At 62.3% G+C, this 17,806-nt stretch carries 20 protein-coding genes; 11 read left to right on the top strand and 9 right to left on the bottom strand.

Annotated elements, in window-relative coordinates:
* Positions 1 to 129: 129 nt before the first annotated feature.
* From mobB to glp, 3 genes are read left to right on the top strand one after another with little or no spacing between them, the layout of a single operon-like run.
* A complete protein-coding gene (gene mobB, locus AAFO90_RS12010; RefSeq protein WP_274839408.1) occupies positions 130 to 621 on the top strand; it encodes a molybdopterin-guanine dinucleotide biosynthesis protein B in 492 nt (163 codons plus the stop codon).
* Positions 618 to 1,430: a molybdopterin guanine dinucleotide synthesis gene (locus AAFO90_RS12005; protein WP_347509565.1), complete on the top strand. Its 813-nt coding sequence runs from the start codon at positions 618 to 620 to the stop codon at positions 1,428 to 1,430. Before mobB ends, AAFO90_RS12005 begins: the two co-directional genes overlap by 4 nt.
* Positions 1,427 to 2,683 carry a gephyrin-like molybdotransferase Glp gene (glp, locus tag AAFO90_RS12000; RefSeq protein WP_347509564.1) on the top strand — a complete coding sequence of 419 codons (1,257 nt, stop codon included), beginning with the start codon at positions 1,427 to 1,429 and terminating at the stop codon, positions 2,681 to 2,683. The genes AAFO90_RS12005 and glp overlap by 4 nt, the downstream gene beginning before the upstream one ends.
* A 183-nt stretch (positions 2,684 to 2,866) precedes the next feature.
* On the opposite strand, the gene AAFO90_RS11995 is transcribed toward glp, so the two are convergent.
* The 4 genes from AAFO90_RS11995 to AAFO90_RS11980 all read right to left on the bottom strand — a co-directional run bounded on the left by AAFO90_RS11995 (position 2,867) and on the right by AAFO90_RS11980 (position 5,101).
* Positions 2,867 to 3,889 carry a hypothetical protein gene (locus AAFO90_RS11995; RefSeq protein WP_274827580.1) on the bottom strand — a complete coding sequence of 341 codons (1,023 nt, stop codon included), beginning with the start codon at positions 3,887 to 3,889 and terminating at the stop codon, positions 2,867 to 2,869.
* Between the two features lie 20 nt (positions 3,890 to 3,909).
* Positions 3,910 to 4,380: a transcription elongation factor GreA gene (gene greA / locus AAFO90_RS11990; RefSeq protein WP_065272478.1), complete on the bottom strand. Its 471-nt coding sequence runs from the start codon at positions 4,378 to 4,380 to the stop codon at positions 3,910 to 3,912.
* Between the two features lie 192 nt (positions 4,381 to 4,572).
* Complete coding sequence (locus AAFO90_RS11985) at positions 4,573 to 4,743, bottom strand: hypothetical protein (protein WP_274837541.1); 171 nt, start codon at positions 4,741 to 4,743, stop codon at positions 4,573 to 4,575.
* Positions 4,730 to 5,101 carry a VOC family protein gene (locus AAFO90_RS11980; RefSeq protein ID WP_347509563.1) on the bottom strand — a complete coding sequence of 124 codons (372 nt, stop codon included), beginning with the start codon at positions 5,099 to 5,101 and terminating at the stop codon, positions 4,730 to 4,732. The genes AAFO90_RS11985 and AAFO90_RS11980 overlap by 14 nt, the downstream gene beginning before the upstream one ends.
* Before the next feature lie 95 nt (positions 5,102 to 5,196).
* Between AAFO90_RS11980 and soxR the strand changes: the two genes are divergently transcribed.
* The 4 genes from soxR to AAFO90_RS11960 all read left to right on the top strand — a co-directional run bounded on the left by soxR (position 5,197) and on the right by AAFO90_RS11960 (position 10,218).
* Positions 5,197 to 5,664 carry a redox-sensitive transcriptional activator SoxR gene (soxR, locus tag AAFO90_RS11975; RefSeq protein WP_347509562.1) on the top strand — a complete coding sequence of 156 codons (468 nt, stop codon included), beginning with the start codon at positions 5,197 to 5,199 and terminating at the stop codon, positions 5,662 to 5,664.
* A gap of 174 nt (positions 5,665 to 5,838) precedes the next feature.
* Positions 5,839 to 7,488: an electron transfer flavoprotein-ubiquinone oxidoreductase gene (locus AAFO90_RS11970; protein ID WP_347509561.1), complete on the top strand. Its 1,650-nt coding sequence runs from the start codon at positions 5,839 to 5,841 to the stop codon at positions 7,486 to 7,488.
* A 161-nt stretch (positions 7,489 to 7,649) separates the two neighbouring features.
* A complete protein-coding gene (locus tag AAFO90_RS11965; RefSeq protein WP_065273704.1) occupies positions 7,650 to 9,389 on the top strand; it encodes a tetratricopeptide repeat protein in 1,740 nt (579 codons plus the stop codon).
* Positions 9,379 to 10,218, top strand: coding sequence for a 4-(cytidine 5'-diphospho)-2-C-methyl-D-erythritol kinase (locus tag AAFO90_RS11960; protein WP_347509560.1), 840 nt, complete (start codon positions 9,379 to 9,381; stop codon positions 10,216 to 10,218). Before AAFO90_RS11965 ends, AAFO90_RS11960 begins: the two co-directional genes overlap by 11 nt.
* A gap of 268 nt (positions 10,219 to 10,486) precedes the next feature.
* On the opposite strand, the gene AAFO90_RS11955 is transcribed toward AAFO90_RS11960, so the two are convergent.
* Positions 10,487 to 11,485, bottom strand: coding sequence for a polyprenyl synthetase family protein (locus AAFO90_RS11955; RefSeq protein WP_274834634.1), 999 nt, complete (start codon positions 11,483 to 11,485; stop codon positions 10,487 to 10,489).
* A gap of 57 nt (positions 11,486 to 11,542) precedes the next feature.
* On the opposite strand from AAFO90_RS11955, the gene AAFO90_RS11950 reads away from it, so the two are divergent.
* The 3 genes from AAFO90_RS11950 (at position 11,543) to AAFO90_RS11940 (ending at position 13,038) form a co-directional block, all read left to right on the top strand.
* Positions 11,543 to 11,758, top strand: coding sequence for a DUF2007 domain-containing protein (locus tag AAFO90_RS11950; RefSeq protein WP_065272484.1), 216 nt, complete (start codon positions 11,543 to 11,545; stop codon positions 11,756 to 11,758).
* A complete protein-coding gene (locus tag AAFO90_RS11945; protein ID WP_347509559.1) occupies positions 11,755 to 12,537 on the top strand; it encodes a methyltransferase domain-containing protein in 783 nt (260 codons plus the stop codon). Before AAFO90_RS11950 ends, AAFO90_RS11945 begins: the two co-directional genes overlap by 4 nt.
* 321 nt (positions 12,538 to 12,858) lie before the next feature.
* Positions 12,859 to 13,038, top strand: coding sequence for a DUF465 domain-containing protein (locus AAFO90_RS11940; protein WP_065272486.1), 180 nt, complete (start codon positions 12,859 to 12,861; stop codon positions 13,036 to 13,038).
* 161 nt (positions 13,039 to 13,199) lie between these two features.
* On the opposite strand, the gene AAFO90_RS11935 is transcribed toward AAFO90_RS11940, so the two are convergent.
* The gene (locus AAFO90_RS11935; protein WP_274831429.1) at positions 13,200 to 14,147 is read right to left on the bottom strand and encodes a transcriptional regulator GcvA; all 948 of its coding nucleotides are present in this window, start codon (positions 14,145 to 14,147) and stop codon (positions 13,200 to 13,202) included.
* 115 nt (positions 14,148 to 14,262) lie between these two features.
* Between AAFO90_RS11935 and AAFO90_RS11930 the strand changes: the two genes are divergently transcribed.
* Positions 14,263 to 14,409, top strand: a complete 147-nt coding sequence (locus AAFO90_RS11930; RefSeq protein WP_347509558.1) for a hypothetical protein — start codon at positions 14,263 to 14,265, stop codon at positions 14,407 to 14,409.
* 79 nt (positions 14,410 to 14,488) lie between these two features.
* On the opposite strand, the gene phbB is transcribed toward AAFO90_RS11930, so the two are convergent.
* The 3 genes from phbB to AAFO90_RS11915 form a co-directional block, all read right to left on the bottom strand.
* Positions 14,489 to 15,211: an acetoacetyl-CoA reductase gene (gene phbB / locus AAFO90_RS11925; RefSeq protein ID WP_274827588.1), complete on the bottom strand. Its 723-nt coding sequence runs from the start codon at positions 15,209 to 15,211 to the stop codon at positions 14,489 to 14,491.
* Between the two features lie 190 nt (positions 15,212 to 15,401).
* Positions 15,402 to 16,577, bottom strand: coding sequence for an acetyl-CoA C-acetyltransferase (locus AAFO90_RS11920; RefSeq protein WP_065272489.1), 1,176 nt, complete (start codon positions 16,575 to 16,577; stop codon positions 15,402 to 15,404).
* Between the two features lie 290 nt (positions 16,578 to 16,867).
* Entirely contained in the window at positions 16,868 to 17,707 is an 840-nt protein-coding gene (locus AAFO90_RS11915; protein ID WP_347509557.1) for an EAL domain-containing protein, read from the bottom strand.
* Positions 17,708 to 17,806 lie beyond the last annotated feature (99 nt).

The raw sequence follows: 17,806 nt of genomic DNA, 5'->3' as shown, positions 1-17,806 counted from the left end.
GATGCGATCCTGAAGTTCTTTCGGGAGACCCTGCCCAACCAGTGGGAAACCTTCCGAAACCAAGTGTCAGATAGCTTCAGGGTCGTCACTCACGAAAAATTTCGGGTTTTGGCGTAAGCACGGTATAGTATGAAAATTTACGGAGTAACCGGCTGGAAAAACGCCGGCAAGACAGGCCTGATGGAGCGGCTGGTGGCTGAATTCTGTGCTCGCGGCCTGAGCGTTTCGACCCTGAAACACGCCCATCACAGCACCGATGTCGATCAACCCGGCACCGACAGCCACCGCCATCGCAGCGCGGGCGCCTCGGAGGTTCTTCTGGCCTCGCCCAACCGGGTGGCGATCATGCAGGAATTGCGCGATGCGGAAGAGCCGTCCTTTATTGATCTGCTGTCGCGACTCAATCCGGTGGATCTGGTTCTTGTCGAGGGCTTCAAACGCGAACCGCATCCCAAGATCGAGGCCTATCGCACCGATGCGGGCAATCCGCTGATCGCGCCGGGGGATCAATCGATCCGGGCCGTGGCCAGCGATATTTCCCTCAATCTGGATCGGCCCGTGTTCGATCTGGACGATACCGTGGCGATTGCCGATTTCATCGCAGGTGAACTGGGCTTGTGAGGCCGTTTGACACCTTCGTGATGGTGGATTGGTCCGGCGGCAACGATGCCGGACCGCGTCCACGCCGCGATGCGATTTGGGCCTGTCTGGCGGGCCGGGACGGCGCAGAAGACCCGCTTTATTTCCGCAATCGCCAGCTGGTCGAAGGCTGGCTCTGCGATCAGGTGGAATTGGCGCTGAGCCGGGATCAACGGCTTTGCATCGGATTTGATTTTCCCTTTGGCTATCCCGCAGGCTTTGGCCCGGCGCTGACCGGGCAGAGCGATCCTCTGGCGCTCTGGGATTGGTTCGAGGCGCGGATCGAAGACAGCCCCAGGGCAAACAACCGTTTTGATCTGGCGGGCGAAATCAACCGCCGCTTTGGCGGGCAGGGGCCTTTCTGGGTCAATGCGCTGAAGCGCAATATCGACGGGCTGCCGCGCACCAAGCGTAGCTATCAGAACCCTTTTCCGGATCGGCGCGCGGTCGAACATCTGGCGCCGGGCGCCTTCACCTGCTGGCAGATGGCTGGCGCAGGTTCTGTCGGTGGTCAGGTGATGATGGGATTGCCGGTGCTGTCCCGGTTGCGCCGCCGCTTTGCGCCGCATGTGGCCGCGTGGCCGTTTGAGGCGCTGGACAGGGCGGTGGCGCTGGTGGAGATCTGGCCCTCGCTGACGGTTCCTACGCCGCCTGCTGGTATGATCAAGGATGCCTGGCAGGTGCAGCAGGTGGCTCTGGAACTTGCCCGCCGCCCTGTGGCAGAACTGAACAGAATGCTGGATATTACCACCCCCGAAGAGGGCTGGATCCTTGGAGTGGAGTCGAGATGACCCTGAAGCCGCCGCCGCTGCGCGATGATTGCTTTGCCTTGCCGGCGGGCGTGAACTGGACCCCGGTCGAGGATGCGCTGGCGCTGCTGCGGCAGCGGCTGGGGCCGGTGACTGGCGTGGAGAGCCTGCCGCTGGATCAGGCTGTGGGGCGGGTGCTGGCCGCAGATGTGGTGGCGCAGCGATCGAACCCGCCGCAGCCCAATACCGCAGTGGATGGCTATGGCTTTGCCGGTCCCATAGCCGAAGGGGCACAGGTCATGGATCTGGTCGCCGGGCGTGCGGCGGCGGGGGTGCCCTTTGACGGCGTGGTGCCTGCGGGGCAGGCCATTCGTATCCTGACCGGGGCCGCTCTGCCCGAAGGCGTCGATACCGTTATCCTGGAAGAAGACGTGACCACGGATGGCAGTCAGATCGCCTTTCACGGGCCGCTGAAACAGGGCGCCAATACCCGCCGCGCCGGTGAGGATGTGGCGGCCGGAGATGTGATTCTGAGTGCGGGGCGGGTGGTGACACCTGCCGATCTGGCGCTCGCCGCGGCGACGGGAAACGACACATTGCCACTTCGGCAGCCCTTGCGCGTTGGAGTGCTTTCCACCGGCGATGAACTGCGCGATCCGGGTGCGCCTGCCGGGCTGGGGCAGATCTATGATGCCAACCGGCCGATGCTGCTGGCGTTGCTGCGGCAGTTGGGCGTGATTGCCGTGGATCTGGGACGCGTCGGTGATGATCGCGCTACGCTGCGGGCGCGGCTGGACGGCGCGGCGTCACAGGCGGACGTGATCCTGACCAGCGGCGGTGCCTCGGCGGGGGATGAAGATCATGTCTCGGCCCTCTTGCGCGAGGCAGGCGCCATGCAGGAATGGCGCATTGCCCTTAAACCCGGCCGTCCGCTGGCGCTGGGGATGTGGCAGGGAATGCCGGTCTTTGGCCTGCCGGGCAATCCGGTGGCGGCGCTGGTCTGTACGTTGATCTTTGCGCGCCCTGCCATCGGGGTGATGGCGGGGGCCGGGTGGCAGGAACCGCAGGGGTTCGATGTGCCTGCCGGGTTTGAGAAGCGCAAGAAACCGGGACGGCGGGAATACCTGCGCGCCCGTATCCGGCAGGGGCGCGTCGAAGTGTTCAAATCCGAAGGCTCTGGCCGGATCAGCGGCCTCAGCTGGGCCGAAGGGCTGGTCGAGATTGGCGAGGATGCGGCGCATATCCGGCCCGGCGATCCGGTGCGTTTCCTGCCCTATGGCAGTTTTTCCCTTTAGGCTGGTGTCTGTGGAGCGGGGTGCTCCCGCCCATTCAGTATCATTGCAGGCAATGACCTTCGCGGTTGGGCCGGGCGCCCTGCGGTGCAGGGCGCGGGATGGTGACACCCGCGCCGTACCCCGCGCGGGTGTCCCCTTGCCGAAAGCTGTAAAGACGGGAGCTGTGCGCCCGCCCGCTGAAGATCAGTCGAAGGTGCCCGCGACGCGGCCCACCAGCATGAAGGCGCGCGCGGTGCGGGTGTCGCCAAGAGCGGAGATTTCGCTGTCGTTGGCTTCGGTCTCAAATTCGGTGAACATCTGGTCGAACCGGCGCAGGAAGTGATGCGCGGCATCGCGGAAGATCGGATCCTGTTTCATCCGCGCGGCTGTCAGGGCCAGCGATGTCCGGTCCCGCACCCCGCCAAGCGCCGCCACGGCGCGACCGCGGGCGCCCTGGGCGAACTGGCGCCAGATTTCGGGGCGCGCCATGTCCGGGCGCAGATCGTCCATATAGATGCCGTCCTGGCTGAGCAGGGTTAGAACGTCCTGCGCCGCCTGGATCACCTGCGAGGCCTTGCGGTCCTTAAGCGCGGCGCGCAGGGCCGAGAAGCCTTCTTCGTCCTCTGCGGTTTCTGGGAAATTGAGCGCGCGGATGAATTGGTCCACCGGCAGCGGCGGCGACATGTCTTCCGAGGAGGTGCCAAGGGCCAGCGTACCCTGATCCGCTGCGGCCATCTGGGCGGCTTCGGCGGGGATCGCCGGGCGCGGCGGGTTGCGGCGGCTGCTCTGGAAAGTGGCCAGTGCGCTTTCGGTCTTGCGCGTCGCCTCGGCGATTTCCTCGAGCTTCTTGGTGACCGAAGGCTCCGCCACCGCCGTGGCCTGCTGGGCGTGGGTCAGGTAGCTGTGCCGCAGCCCGTCGATGGCCGATTGCAGGCGCAGGGTTTCCTCGCGCATGATCCGGATCGACCGCAGCACCATGGCGCCGCCCCAGAGCAGGATCACCGGCAGGCAGACGGCCAGCGCCGTCTGCACCCAGCCGGTCCAGCCATCGGCACCGTCCGTTTCAGCAGGAGCCAGAAGGTAGGCCGCCAGAACCGCCAAAAGCCAGATGCAGCCCAGCACGATCGCCCCCATCTCGGCGCCGCCCAATCCCGTGGCCGAGGGGCGCTCGAACGTGCCGAGCGGCTGGTTATGGGCGGTCTTTGAGGCGGGATCCGGTGCGGTCATGGCGGATGGGTTCTGTCTTGTCAGGAATAAACGATTTGCAAAATCTCATAAGCGCGCTCCCCGCCGGGGGTGCGTACCTCCACACTGTCGCCTTCTTCCTTGCCGATCAAGGCCCGGGCAATCGGTGATTTGATGTTCAGCAGGCCTGCTTCGATATTGGCCTCGTGCTCGCCGACGATCTGCCAAGTCTTTTCCTCGTCGGTGTCTTCATCCACCACGGTGACCTTGGCGCCGAATTTCACAGACCCCGACAGTTTCGCCGGATCGATCACATCGGCGAGGCTAAGAATGCCTTCGAGTTCCTTGATGCGGCCTTCGATGAAGGACTGTTTTTCGCGCGCCGAATGGTATTCGGCATTCTCCGACAAATCGCCGAGCTCGCGGGCTTCGGCGATGGCCTGGATGATGGCCGGGCGCTCGACGGATTTCAGGTTTTTGAGTTCCGCTTCGAGGGCCTGAAAGCCCGTCGGCGTCATCGGGATCTTTTCCATGGTCTGCTCCGCTTTCGTCTGGTCGTGCCGTGCATGTGCTACGGGTCTTTTGAACGTGACAGCCCCGCCGCAGGTGCGACGGGGCATTTATTCGTGTTGGCATTTACCTGACCCAATCGCGGGGCCAAATGCAAGGGGGACCTGCGGCCACGGGCAGAGTTTTGCTGCAGGGACCGGGACTTGCTGCGGGATTTATCGCCGCTTGATATGTCGCGGTGGCAGCGGGTCCGGCACCGGCAGATGCGCTTCGATGCGCCAGAACTGTGCCTCGGCCTGATCGCCGTGGAACCGCGTGGTGTGCCTGCCCCGGGGCCGCCTGTGTGCGTCGATCCCCAACAACTCAATCATATTAAACAAGCTCATATTCCACCCCCTCTCCATCCAAGAAATAGAACCGTCGTCCGGGTTCGTAATCGGCGTGGTTCATCGGCGTGAAGCCGACCTCCCGAACCGCCTCCTCGGCGCTGTCCAGATCCTCGACGATCAGCGCCAGATGGTTGAGCGTTCCCTTGTTGGCATAGCGGGGCAGCGGATCACCCAGGTCTTCCGGTGGCGTATAAAGCGCAAGATAGCTGTCCTTGCTGCCGACGTGGACCGAAAGGCCGCCGTGGATTGCCGGACCCTGCCAGCGGATCCGCCAGCCAAAGACCTTTTCCATCCAGGCGGCGGTGGCATGGGGATCGCTGACGCAGAGGTTCGCGTGTTCAAGAATGGCGGTCATTTCGAATCTCCTTTGATAATCTCTGCATCCTGTGTAATTTCTAAACCTAACTTTAGATCAAGGTATTTCTCATCACGTCAGGGAAGGGATCCGACATGGCAAAATCCGCAGGTGTTTCGATTGGCTATCTGGCAGAGCGCACCGGGCTGGCCGTCTCTGCCATCCGGTATTACGAGGCGCAGGGTCTGGTAGAGCCCTGGCGCAATGCGGGCGGGCAGCGGCGGTTCCTGCGCTCGGATCTCAGGCGGCTCAGCTTCATCATGATCGCGCAGCAGTTCGGGTTTTCCCTGCCGGAGATCCGCGAGTACCTGAAAAAACTGCCGGGCGGGCGCACCCCGACGCAAGAGGATTGGGCGGCGATTTCCTCGGACTTCCGCGCTCATCTGGATCAGCGAATCGAGACGCTTATGAAGCTGCGTGATAACCTTGATGGCTGTATCGGATGCGGCTGCCTGTCCTTGCCGAGATGCGCGCTATATAATCCGCAGGACAAGGCAGGAGAGAAGGGCACCGGCCCGCGCTATCTGATGGGGGACAGCCCAGAGGTTGAAAATGACGGATGAGCGTCGGAAATGAGTATGTTTTATACGGAAAAGCCCGTTCTGCTGGAACGTAACGCAGAGTATGGATTGACCTTTGTAATCCCCAAACGCTAAGCAACCGCGAAAGAAAATTGCGCCCAGGACCTTCTGTCCGATGGGGACAGAAACGAACGATAGCCAAGGAGCACATCATCTATGGCCGAGATTGAACGCGAAGCGATGGAATATGACGTTGTGATCGTCGGGGCCGGCCCTGCGGGTCTGTCGGCGGCGATCCGTCTGAAGCAGTTGGACAGCGACCTTGAGGTCGTGGTGCTGGAAAAAGGCTCCGAAGTGGGCGCGCATATCCTGTCGGGCGCGGTTCTGGATCCCTGCGGTCTTGATGCGCTGATCCCCGACTGGAAGGAAAAGGGCGCGCCGCTCAACACGCCGGTCAAGGAAGACAACTTCTACATGATGGGCGAGTCGGGCGAGGTGCGGATCCCCAACTTCCCGATGCCGCCGCTGATGAACAACCACGGCAACTACATTGTCTCCATGGGCAATGTCTGCCGCTGGATGGCTGAACAGGCCGAGGAACTGGGCGTCGAGATTTTCCCGGGCATGGCCTGCTCCGAGCTGATCTACGGCGACAACGGCGAAGTCAAAGGCGTGGTCGCCGGTGTCTTCGGTCTGGAGGCCGACGGCTCTTACGGTCCCAACACCGAGCCGGGCATGGAACTGCACGGCAAATATGTCTTCCTCGGCGAAGGCGTACGTGGCTCGCTGTCCAAGGAAGTGATCGCCAAATACGGCCTGTCCGATGGCAAGGAGCCGCAGAAATACGGCGTCGGCATGAAAGAGATCTGGGAGATCGACCCGGCCAAGCACAAGGAAGGCACCGTCACCCACACCATGGGTTGGCCGCTGAATTCCAACGCTGGCGGTGGCTCCTTTATCTATCACCTGGACAACAATCAGGTTTACGTGGGCTTCGTGGTGCACCTGAACTACAAGAACCCCTACCTGTTCCCCTACATGGAATTCCAGCGGTTCAAGCACCACCCGATGGTCGCCGAGCTGCTGGAAGGCGGCAAGCGCGTGGCCTATGGCGCCCGCGCCATCACCGAAGGCGGCTGGCAGTCGATGCCGAAGCTTGTGGCACCTGGTGTGGCGCTGCTGGGTTGCGCCGCAGGCATGGTCAACGTGCCGCGCATCAAGGGCAACCACAACGCCATGCTGTCGGGCAAGGCCGCAGCCGAAGCCGCATATGACGCCATCAAGGCCGAGCGTTCCGGTGACGAGTTGTCCGCCTATGAGACAGACGTGCGCGAAGGCGCTATCGGCAAGGACCTCAAGATGGTCCGCAACGTCAAGCCGATGTGGTCGAAGTGGGGTCTCACCGCCTCGCTGATGCTGGGTGGTCTGGATATGTGGACCAACAACATCCTTGGCCTGTCCTTCTTTGGCACCCTTGGTCACGGCAAGAACGACGCCGAAGCCACCGAAGAGGCCAGCAAGCACAAGCCGATTGATTACCCGAAACCCGATGGCACCCTGTCCTTTGACCGGCTGACCAACGTCTCCTTCGCGATGACCAATCACGAGGAAAGCCAGCCTTGCCACCTGCACCTTGGCAATGCGGATACGCCGATCTCGGTCAACCTGCCAAAATACGACGAACCGGCGCAGCGCTATTGCCCGGTCGGCGTCTACGAGGTGGTCGAAAAGGACGGCAAGCCGGAGTTCGTGGTGAACTTCCAGAACTGCGTGCACTGCAAGACCTGCGACATCAAGGACCCGAGCCAGAACATCACCTGGACCACGCCGCAGGGCGGTGACGGGCCGAACTATCCCAATATGTGATCCGGTTTGGGCAGATTTGCCCGCAGCCGGGCGGATTTCCTCCGGTTTTGCCGGAAATAACGCAAAAGTGGGGCGCCTTCCGAGGCGCCCCATTGCGTGTTGTCAGCGCCCGGATTACCCTTTTTCACAATCACGAATACATACCCTTGGGGGAGGTCCCGGTGCCGGTTCAAAATCTTCGCAACCTGTCATCCGCGGCGCTGGTTGCGCTGTCTGTTTCGGTCACATCCACGCTGGGCCTTGCGGCGCCAGTTGCAGCTAACGGATTGGCGGGGGCGTACCTCGCTGGTCGGGCCGCCACCTATGAGAGTGATTTCTCGGCAGCTGCCGAATATTACACCCGCGCTCTGGTCCGCGATCCGAAGAACCCCGTGTTGATGGAAAATGTGGTCTTTGCCCAGCTGGCGCAGGGCGATCTGGATCGTGCACTGCCAGTGGCACAGCGCCTGTGGGAGATGGAGCTGCGCAGCCAGGCGACGAATATGGTCATGGTGGGCGATTTCGCCCGCCGCGGCGCCTTTGTCGACATTCTGGCGCGGGATCTGGCGATCCGCGATATTCACCCGCTGGTGGATGGGTTGCTGACAGCCTGGGCGCATATGGGCGAAGGGGCTGTCTCCGCCGCGATGCAGAGTTTCGAAGCCCTTGCCGAAGACCAGAACCTGCGCCCCTACGCGCAGTTTCATCAGGCGCTGGCGCTGGCCTCGGTCGGGGACTACGAGGGCGCAGAGGCGATGTTCGCGGCCGAGGATGGCAAGCTGACCCGCCTGTCGCGCCAATCGGTTCTGGCGCGGATGCAGATCCTGTCGCAGCTGGGGCAGAACGAAAAGGCGCTTGAGGTGCTGAGCGGGGCTTTCAGCAGCGGCTTTGATCCGGCGCTTGCGGATTTGCGGGGCCGACTTGAGGCAGGCGAGGCGCTTGGCTTTACCATGGCGCCCGGCCCGGTCGAAGGGATCGCCGAAGTCTTTTTCACCATGGGATCGGCGCTGAATGGGCAGCAGGCGGATGACTATGTGCTGATGTATGCCCGCATGGCCTCGGTCCTGAACCCGGATCACGTCGATGCGGTTCTGCTAAGCGCGGAGCTCTTGGACAAGCTGGGCCGCTTCCCGCTGTCGATTGCCACCTATAAACAGGTGCCGCGCAGCCATCCCGATTATTATGCCGCTGAAATGGGCCGCGCCGAGGCGCTGCGCCGCTCGGCCAAACCGGACGCCGCAGCCGAGGTATTGGCGCAACTGGCAGAGATCTATCCTGAACTGCCTCAGGTTCAGGTCAGCCTGGGCGACCTGCTGCGACAGCAGGAAGACTACACTGGCGCCGTGACCGCCTATGACAAGGCGCTGACCTACACGCCTGAACAATCGCCGAGCCGCTGGTTCCTCTATTATGCCCGCGGCATCTGCCACGAAAGGCTGGATAACTGGGCCGAGGCCGAGGCCGATTTCCGTGCCTCTCTGGCGCTGGAGCCGAACCGCCCGCAGGTGCTGAACTACCTTGGCTACTCGCTGGTGGAAAAGCAGAAGAACCTGGATGAGGCGCTCGACATGATCGAGCGCGCCGTCGCAGCACGTCCCGAGTCGGGCTATATCGTCGATTCGCTGGGCTGGGTGCTGTATCGTCTTGGTCGTTATAGCGAGGCGGTGGGCCACATGGAGCGCGCGGTGGAATTGATGCCGGTGGATCCGGTGGTGAATGACCATCTTGGCGATGTTTTCTGGGCAGTAGGCCGCCAACGCGAAGCGGAATTCCAGTGGAAACGAGCGCTGTCCTTCATCCACTCTGGCGAAGGCGATGGTGAAGCCGATCCCGAACGGATCCGCCGCAAGATCGAGGTCGGTCTGGATGTGGTGCTGGAAGAAGAAGGTGCGGATCCCCTGAAGGTTGCCAATGGCGGTTGAGGCTTTCGCCCCGGCCAAGATCAACCTGACCCTGCATGTGACCGGCCAGCGCGCCGATGGTTATCACCTGCTGGATTCGCTGGTGGCGTTTTGCGATGTCGGGGACCAGGTGCGGGTGCGCCCGGCTGAGGATCTGTCCCTGCATGTGACTGGGCCACGGGCGGCTGGCGTGCCCACGGACGGTTCCAACCTTGTGTTGCGGGCGGCAGAGGTTTTGAAACCTGCCGGGCCGGGCGCTGAGATTACTCTGGAAAAACATCTGCCTGCAGCGGCTGGCATTGGCGGCGGCTCTTCGGATGCGGCGGCAACGTTGCGGGCACTATCGCAGCTATGGGATGTGGAGCTCCCCGGTGAATCGGATTTGCTAAGCCTCGGCGCAGATGTGCCTGTCTGCATAGCGCCGGGAGCCTGGCGCATGGCGGGGATTGGCGAGGATCTGACGCCGCTGCCGCCCTTGCCCCCCTGCGATATCCTGCTGGTGAATCCTGGTGTGGCGGTTTCTACCCCGGTGGTCTTCCGCGGGTTGGTCTGCCGCCAGAACCCCGCAATGCCGCAGGACCTGCCGGTCTGGGGCGATGCGGTGGAGCTGTCGGAATGGCTGGCGGGGCAGCGCAACGATTTGCAGGCCCCCGCGGTGGCGGCTGCGCCCGTGATCGGAGAGGTTCTGGACGCGCTGCGTGGCTCGGGGGCGCTGTTTTCGGCCATGTCCGGCTCTGGCGCCACCTGTTTTGCGCTGTTCGAACCTGACGAGGAGCAGGCGCAAAACGCGGCAGAGGATATTCGTGCGAAACACCCTGACTGGTGGGTGGCTTCGGGGCGCTTGCTCTAGGCGCGGGGGGCCTCCCGCGCCTGTATCGCCGCATCAAAGATGCAGCAAACAGCCTTGGGCCCGGCAGCGCGCCTGCGGCGCGCTGTTTTCCAGATCTGCTGAGAGGGCCTGAAGCGCAGGTCTGCGCTGCAGGCGCTACATCGAGTGTGGAGTTCCAAAACCCGCCTCAAGGGCAAGCCGCGCGGGGCGCGGAGGCTGACGCCTCCCTTGACCCGGATTTTGGAAGAAAGGGGCTGACATGCCCGCTTTGGCGGGTTGCTCCGGCGGGTTAGTGCAGCCGCGCCACCACGTAATCGGCGAGATCATGCAACATCTGGCGGATCGGGTGCTCCGGCAGGCTTTGCAGCGCGGTCTTGGCCTTTTCGGCCCAGGCCATGGCGTCGTCGCGGGTGGCCTCCAGCGTCTTGTACTTGCCCATCAGCGCCAGAGCGTGGTCGAGATCTCCCTCTTCCTGGCGACCCTTTTCGATGGTGCGGGTCCAGAAGGCGCGTTCCTCATCGGTGGCCTGCGCCACTGCCTTGATCACCGGCAGGGTCAGCTTGCGTTCGCGGAAATCGTCGCCGACGTTCTTGCCAGTTGCCTTGCTGTCGCCCTGATAATCCAGAAGGTCATCGGCGATCTGGAAAGCGATGCCCAGGGCATCACCGTAATCGAACAGCGCCTTGATCTGCGCTTCCTCCACCCCGGCGATGACGCCACCGACCTCGGTTGCGGCGGAGAACAGCGCTGCCGTCTTGCCGCGCACCACCTGCAGGTAGATCGCTTCGTCGGTTTTGAGGTCGGTTGCTGCGGTCATCTGCAGCACCTCGCCCTCGGCGATGGTGGCGGCGGCATTGGCAAGGATGTCCAGCACACGCAAAGAGCCGGTTTCCACCATCAGCTGGAAGCTGCGGGCAAAGAGGTAATCGCCGACCAGAACCGAGCTTTTGTTGTCCCACAAGAGGTTGGCGGTGGGGCGGCCGCGGCGCTGGCCGCTTTCGTCGACCACATCGTCGTGCAGCAGGGTAGCGGTGTGGATGAACTCCACTGTGGCCGCCAGTTTGACGTGATTGTCGCCCTCGTAGCCACACATGCGCGCCGCCGCCAGGGTCAGCATCGGGCGCAGGCGCTTGCCGCCGGCCTCGACCAGATGGGCGGTCACCTCGGGGATCCGGGGCGCGTGCTCGGAGGCCATCCGTGTGCGGATCAGCGTGTTTACCGCCGCCATCTCGTCGCTGAGGGTGGCTGCCAGCATTTCATGCGGCTTTTGCGTCATGACTTGGTCCATTGCTTTCCCGGCTTTCAGGCTCGACAAGGTATTGCCCTTGCTCTTAGATCCATCCCCATGAAGGAACTTCTGCGCAGCACCGATCCAACCGTCCTGGCCTTTGCCTCAGCCCTTCTTGAGGGAGAGGATATAGACTGCTTTCAGTTGGACGTAAATATGAGCATCCTCGAGGGCGGCATCGGAATTTTTCCGCGCCGTTTAATGGTGCATCCGGATGATTATGACCCGGCTCTGCGGGTGATGCGCGACAATGACATCCCGCTGGGCCAATGAGCAATTTTGCCGACGCGGATCTGACCTGTAACGAGTTCCTGGGCGGCCGGGTGCGGCTGTATCAGCCCGTCAAAGGCTACCGTGCCGGGGTTGATCCGGTGCTGCTGGCGGCCGCTGTTCCGGCGCGGGCGGGGGAGCATGTGCTGGAGCTCGGCTGCGGTGCGGGGCAGGCGCTGCTGTGCCTTGCGGCAAGGGTGCCGGGGCTGCGCCTTACGGGCGTGGAACTGCAGGCCGCCTATGCCGACCTGGCGCGGCGCAATGGCGCGCTGAACGGGCAGGATGTCGATGTGATCGAGGCGGATCTGGCGCAGTTGCCGGTGTCTTTGCGCCAGACGCAGTTCGCCCATGTGATTGCCAACCCGCCTTACTACCGGGCAGGGGGGCACAGCCCGGCGCAGGATGCCGGGCGGCGGGTTGCCCTCGGAGAAGAGACACCGCTGCAGGACTGGATCGCCGTTGCCGCCAAACGGCTGGCGCCGCGTGGATACCTGCACATGATCCAGCGCGCGGACCGGTTGCCGGATATGCTGGTGGCCTGTGCCGGGAGGCTGGGGTCGCTGGAGGTGCTGCCGCTGGCGCCGCGACAGGGGCGGGCGGCAGAGCTGGTGATCCTGCGCGCGCGCAAGGAGGGGCGGGCGGAGTTCCGGCTGCACGCGCCGCTGATCCTGCACAAGGGTGCGCGGCACGAGCGGGACGGTGAAAGCTATCAGGAAGAGGTGGCCGATGTTCTGCGGCAGGGGGCGGCCCTGCCCTGGCCCGGGGAAAAGCGGCCAGCCTGAGGAGCCAATCCTCTATCGCGGCGAGTCGGTCGCCAAGGCGGTGACGTGGTATCGGGGACTGCCATCAGAGCGTTGCCGGGCCTGTCTGACCGGACGCCCATATGGGTAGGACCCTTGCGTCTTTCAAGCGTTACATAGTCGTTTTACCGTGGCTTTGCGCCTTTATTGCAAGGCTGAGCGGCGGTTTTTGGCAGTCTTCAGCCGATGCAACAAATTGATGACAAAACTGTGCGCCTGCAGCGTGACAGACGCATTTTCTTATGCTCCACTTGAGGTGTCCTGCTGACGCAGGGCGTATTTTGCTCAAAAAGGAGGAACGGCATGAGCCTCAGCTCGCATCTCACGGAACTGAAGAAGAAGCACGAGCACCTCAGCATGGAAGTCGAACAGGCCCAACGTGCACCCAGTACCGACGGTCTGGAAGTCGCTGCCATGAAAAAGCAGAAACTGAAGCTCAAGGAAGAGATTGAGCGATTGTCCGCAAGCGAACTGGCGCACTGACGCGCGAGCAACTCGGGCGCAGCCGCAAACCGGAGCAAAACCGACACGGGCGGCGCGCCCACGATATGTCTGATGAAATTGGGCTGCCAGATCTGGTGGCCCTTTTGCTTTTGAAAGGGCGGTCAGGGCGAACCGCGTGCGAGTGGTCAGGAATGCTGCATTCAGGGCTGGGCGATATCGGTGACCGGGATGATATCGAACCGCTCAGACACATAGGATGTCTTGTCGATCTCACCCATGAACCAGTCGCGGAACGCCTTGATCTGGGGGCGATCCTCGGTGCCCTTGGCGCAGACAAAGCGAAACCGTCCTTCGGTTTCAATCGCAGTCGCGAAAGGGGCCACCAGACGCCCGGCGTGCAGATCGGTCACCACCATGGCGCGGCGGCCAAGCACGACGCCCGCCCCGGTCAGGGCGGCATCCACCGCATGGTCGGCCTGCGAGAAATGCGCGCCATGCGTGGGGGCAAAATCGATTCCGACAGCGGCGAACCATGCTGGCCAGTCGCAGGGCGGCTGCAGGAAGTTCAGGGATTCGTCGAACAGAAGCGGCGCCTCGGTCAGGCTTTCGGGGGTTTTGTATTTCTCTGCCAGTTCCGGCGTCATCACCGGTGTCATCCATTCCTTGCGCAGGGGCAGGGACCAAAGGCCCTCGTCCGGGCCGACGCCAAACCGGATTGCCACATCGACCTCGTCACGCTGGAAGTCCATTTGCCTGAGTGTCGCGGAAAAGCGCAGGTCGATTTCGGGATGGGCGCGGGCGAATTCATAAAGACGCGGCGCCAGCCATTTCGCGGTAAAGCCTGGGCCAGCGGTCACCGTCAGTGTGCTGTTGTCCTGCAGCCGCCGGGTGGCGCGCCAGGCATCTCCCAGAACCTCGAACCCCTCGGCGGCGCCTGGGGCCAGCGTGCGGCCGGCCTCGGTCAGCTCCACCGCACGGTTGAGTCGACGGAACAGCTGCGCGCCGAGGTGCTCCTCAAGCGATTTGATCTGAAAGGACAGCGCCGCCGGGGTTACGTTCAGCTCCTCTGCCGCCTTGGCAAAGGACATGTGGCGGGCGGCGGCATCAAAAGCGCGCAGGGCTGTCAGGGGGGGCAGGCGTTCTGGCATAGTCACATAAGTAATACTTAACTGAATGAATGAAAAGTCTCGTTTGTAAGTTTTTTCACCCGCAATCATATTGGTGTCAGGTTAATGATGCTGATCCGAAACGGAGGTTTGCGAGATGGAATATACAGTCAACGCCGATATCAAACTGGCCATGCAGCGTGCACATGAAGAACGCGGCCAGGTGCTGAAATCCTTCTGGGCGCGCCTGTTCCGCCGTGGCAAGTCTTCGCTGGTCAGCACAAGAGTTTCCCGCTGGGCATAGTGCACATGTCCTTACGGGATTGAAAAAGGGCCGGTCCATCAGGACCGGCCCTTGTTGTTTTTACCATTGCGCACTCGGATCAGACGAAGAACTGACCGCCGTTGGCGGAAATGGTCGACCCGTTGATGAAGCCTGCGTCGTCAGAGGCCAGGAAGGTCACGCAGCGGGCGATTTCCTCGGGCTCGCCCAGGCGGCCGGTCGGGATCTGTGCGATGATCGAATCACGCACCTTTTCGGGCACGGCCATCACCATTTCAGTGGCGATATAGCCCGGGCAGATCGCGTTGGCGGTGATGCCTGCGCGGGCGCCTTCCTGCGCCAGGGATTTGACGATGCCCAGATCGCCTGCCTTGGTGGCAGCATAGTTTACCTGAGCGAACTGACCTTTCTGACCGTTGATCGAGGAGATCACGATGATACGGCCGAACTTGCGCTCGCGCATGCCGGGCCAGATCGGGTGAATGGTGTTGAAGACGCCGGTCAGGTTGGTGTCGATCACCTGGTGCCACTGCTCGGGCGTCATCTTGTGGAAGGGGGCATCGCGGGTGATCCCAGCATTTGCCACCACGACGTCAATGGGACCCAGATCGGCTTCGACTTTTTCGATACCCGCCTTGCTTTCTTCGTAGTCGCCCACGTTCCACTTGTAGGTCTTGATGCCGGTTTCCTCGGTGAATTTGGCCGCGGCTTCGTCATTGCCGGCATAAGTGGCTGCGACGTCATAGCCTTCGGCCTTCAGAGCCTTGGAAATTGCTGCGCCGATGCCGCGGGAGCCGCCTGTGACGAGTGCAGTTCGTGCCATTGAGTTGTCCTCCAGTGATTCATTTACTTGGTAATCTTGCTACATGCAGAGGTTAGTTTGAGCAACAATATTGCGCAACGGATTTTGCTGCGCCGCCGCATAAATTGTCGCACCCCTGACAAACCTTTGAAGCCTAAAAGAAAAGGGCGCCAACATGGCGCCCTTAGATATGTCCGGTTACGAGGCCACGTTACGGGCGCTCCACGCACATGGCGACGCCCATACCGCCACCGATGCAAAGCGTGGCGAGGCCTTTCTTGGCACCGCGCCGCTTCATTTCAAACAGCAGCGTGTTCAGAACCCGGCAGCCCGAGGCGCCGATGGGGTGGCCGATGGCGATGGCGCCACCGTTGACGTTGACGATGCTGGGATCCCAGCCCATTTCCTTGTTCACGGCGCAGGCCTGCGCGGCAAAGGCTTCGTTGGCCTCAACCAGATCCAGATCCGAGGCGCTCCAGCCTGCCTTCTCCAGCGCCTTGCGGGAGGCGTGGATCGGGCCGACGCCCATGATCGAGGGATCGACGCCAGCGGTGGCATAAGAGGCGATGCGGGCCAGCGGCTCGATACCGCGTTTCTCTGCTTCATCGGCGCTCATCAGCAGGGTGGCCGCAGCACCGTCGTTCAGGCCGGAGGCGTTGGCAGCGGTGACAGATCCGTCCTTGGTGAAGGCGGGGCGCAGTTTCTGCATGGCTTCGATGGTGGCGCCGTGACGGATGTATTCGTCGCTGTCCACCACGATGTCGCCCTTGCGGGTTTTCACGGTGAAGGGGGTGATTTCATCAACGAACTTGCCCGCCTTCTGGGCGGCTTCGGCCTTGTTCTGGCTGCCGACGGCGAATTCGTCCTGCTGATCGCGGGAGATCTGCCACTGTTCGGCGACGTTTTCAGCGGTCTGGCCCATGTGGTAGCCGTTGAAGGCATCCCACAGGCCGTCACGGATCATGGTGTCGATATACTTCATGTCGCCCATCTTGTGACCGGCGCGCAGATTTGCGGCGTGGGGCGACAGGGTCATGCTTTCCTGGCCACCGGCGCAAACGATGGCGGCATCGCCCAGCTGGATGTGCTGTGCGCCGAGGGCCACGGCGCGCAGACCGGAGCCGCAGACCTGGTTGATGCCCCAGGCGGCGCTTTCGATGGGCAGGCCGGCATTGATATGGGCCTGACGGGCCGGGTTCTGGCCCTGAGCGGCGGTCAGAACCTGACCGAGAATGGTTTCAGAGATCTCGCTTTTGTCGACGCCGGCGCGAGCAACAACGGCCTCCAGAACAGCGGCACCCAGATCATGGGCGGGCGTATTGGCGAACGAGCCGCCAAAACTGCCGACGGCGGTCCGTGCGGCGGATGCGATTACAACATTGGTCATTGATATGGGTCCTCTGCCATCAATTAACTCCGGAGATGTTGCATCCGCGCGGTCGGTGGTGAAATCAAAACCCCGCGATGGCAAACACGTCCTCCCGTACTCCGGGGCAGGCATAGCGTATTGCTGCACCTGCAGCAATCGACAGGGTGTCCCAGCGGCTGACGGGAAGTCAACCGGCATAAACGCAAAAAACCACCGGTGACGGTGGCTCTTTTTTGGGGGTCATGCGGTCAGATGCACAGAAGGCTCTGAAACAAGGAGGCTATTTCCGAGCGCTGCAGTGCAGCGGATCAGGCGCGGCTGCGTTCCTTCAGTTCCTCCAGCCAGGGCGGGCTGACCGTCGGGGCGCCGAACAGGAAGCCCTGCATGCAGTCAACGCCGATGGAAACAAGGTATTGCGCATCGGCTTCGGATTCCACCGACTCGGCCACCACCAGCATGTCGAACTGCTTGGCAATGCCGACCAGAGCGCAGGTCACGGACTGATTGTCCGGATTGCCGCTGATGCCGCGGATGAACTGACCGTCGATCTTGACCGCGTCAAAGAAGAATTCGCGAAAGTGAGCGATGGCCGTGGTGCCGGCCCCGAAGTTATCCAGCGCAAAGGCGATGCCGTGTTTCTGCAGCCGCTCCATGAAGTCGATGACCAGCTCTGGCGCGGCCATGGCCGAGGCTTCGGTGATTTCCAGAACCAGACGTTCGCCAATGGTGGAGTCTTTCTTCAGGAAGCGGTTCAGCACGTCCATCCAGCGGCCGTAGCCGATGGAGCGCGCCGACATGTTCACGGACAGGCGGATCTGGGGCGATTTCATCAGCGCCCGCAGCCCGTGCTGCAGCGCCAGACAGTCCAGTGCGCGGCCGATTTCCTTTTCCTCGACCACATGCATGAAGTCACGGGCAGGAATCACCCGACCGGTGGCATCCAGAACCCGGATGTAACCCTCATAAAAGGCGGTCTGATGCGGGGGCATGGCCTGCATGACCGGCTGGAAGGCCAGCATCGTCTGGTCATGCTTCACCGCCTCGGCAACCATATCCAATGTGGACCGGTCGCGGGATACTACCGCTGCGTTCAGTGGGTTTTCTGAGCCTTCTGGCAGGTCCGCTTTTTTCCAGCGACTGTGTTTCACTGTTTTGCCCCCTGGCTATACCTGTGCCTGATCATGTGCATGGAAACTATGCGTTGCTTTGCACTCTCGGACAAAAGGGTGAACCATGGATTAAAGTTA

Origin of the sequence: Phaeobacter sp. CAU 1743 (assembly GCF_039839315.1) — a bacterium.
Lineage (GTDB): Bacteria > Pseudomonadota > Alphaproteobacteria > Rhodobacterales > Rhodobacteraceae > Phycobacter > Phycobacter gallaeciensis_A.
This window is presented reverse-complemented; position numbering and strand designations above follow the sequence as displayed.

Coding starts and splice junctions, on each gene's coding strand:
- mobB (WP_274839408.1), top strand. CDS start 130: ATGAAAATTTACGGAGTAACCGGCTGGAAAAACGCCGGCAAGACAGGC.
- glp (WP_347509564.1), top strand. CDS start 1,427: ATGACCCTGAAGCCGCCGCCGCTGCGCGATGATTGCTTTGCCTTGCCG.
- AAFO90_RS11995 (WP_274827580.1), bottom strand. CDS start 3,889: ATGACCGCACCGGATCCCGCCTCAAAGACCGCCCATAACCAGCCGCTC.
- greA (WP_065272478.1), bottom strand. CDS start 4,380: ATGGAAAAGATCCCGATGACGCCGACGGGCTTTCAGGCCCTCGAAGCG.
- AAFO90_RS11985 (WP_274837541.1), bottom strand. CDS start 4,743: ATGAGCTTGTTTAATATGATTGAGTTGTTGGGGATCGACGCACACAGG.
- AAFO90_RS11980 (WP_347509563.1), bottom strand. CDS start 5,101: ATGACCGCCATTCTTGAACACGCGAACCTCTGCGTCAGCGATCCCCAT.
- soxR (WP_347509562.1), top strand. CDS start 5,197: ATGGCAAAATCCGCAGGTGTTTCGATTGGCTATCTGGCAGAGCGCACC.
- AAFO90_RS11970 (WP_347509561.1), top strand. CDS start 5,839: ATGGCCGAGATTGAACGCGAAGCGATGGAATATGACGTTGTGATCGTC.
- AAFO90_RS11960 (WP_347509560.1), top strand. CDS start 9,379: ATGGCGGTTGAGGCTTTCGCCCCGGCCAAGATCAACCTGACCCTGCAT.
- AAFO90_RS11955 (WP_274834634.1), bottom strand. CDS start 11,485: ATGGACCAAGTCATGACGCAAAAGCCGCATGAAATGCTGGCAGCCACC.
- AAFO90_RS11950 (WP_065272484.1), top strand. CDS start 11,543: ATGAAGGAACTTCTGCGCAGCACCGATCCAACCGTCCTGGCCTTTGCC.
- AAFO90_RS11945 (WP_347509559.1), top strand. CDS start 11,755: ATGAGCAATTTTGCCGACGCGGATCTGACCTGTAACGAGTTCCTGGGC.
- AAFO90_RS11940 (WP_065272486.1), top strand. CDS start 12,859: ATGAGCCTCAGCTCGCATCTCACGGAACTGAAGAAGAAGCACGAGCAC.
- AAFO90_RS11935 (WP_274831429.1), bottom strand. CDS start 14,147: ATGCCAGAACGCCTGCCCCCCCTGACAGCCCTGCGCGCTTTTGATGCC.
- AAFO90_RS11930 (WP_347509558.1), top strand. CDS start 14,263: ATGGAATATACAGTCAACGCCGATATCAAACTGGCCATGCAGCGTGCA.
- phbB (WP_274827588.1), bottom strand. CDS start 15,211: ATGGCACGAACTGCACTCGTCACAGGCGGCTCCCGCGGCATCGGCGCA.
- AAFO90_RS11920 (WP_065272489.1), bottom strand. CDS start 16,577: ATGACCAATGTTGTAATCGCATCCGCCGCACGGACCGCCGTCGGCAGT.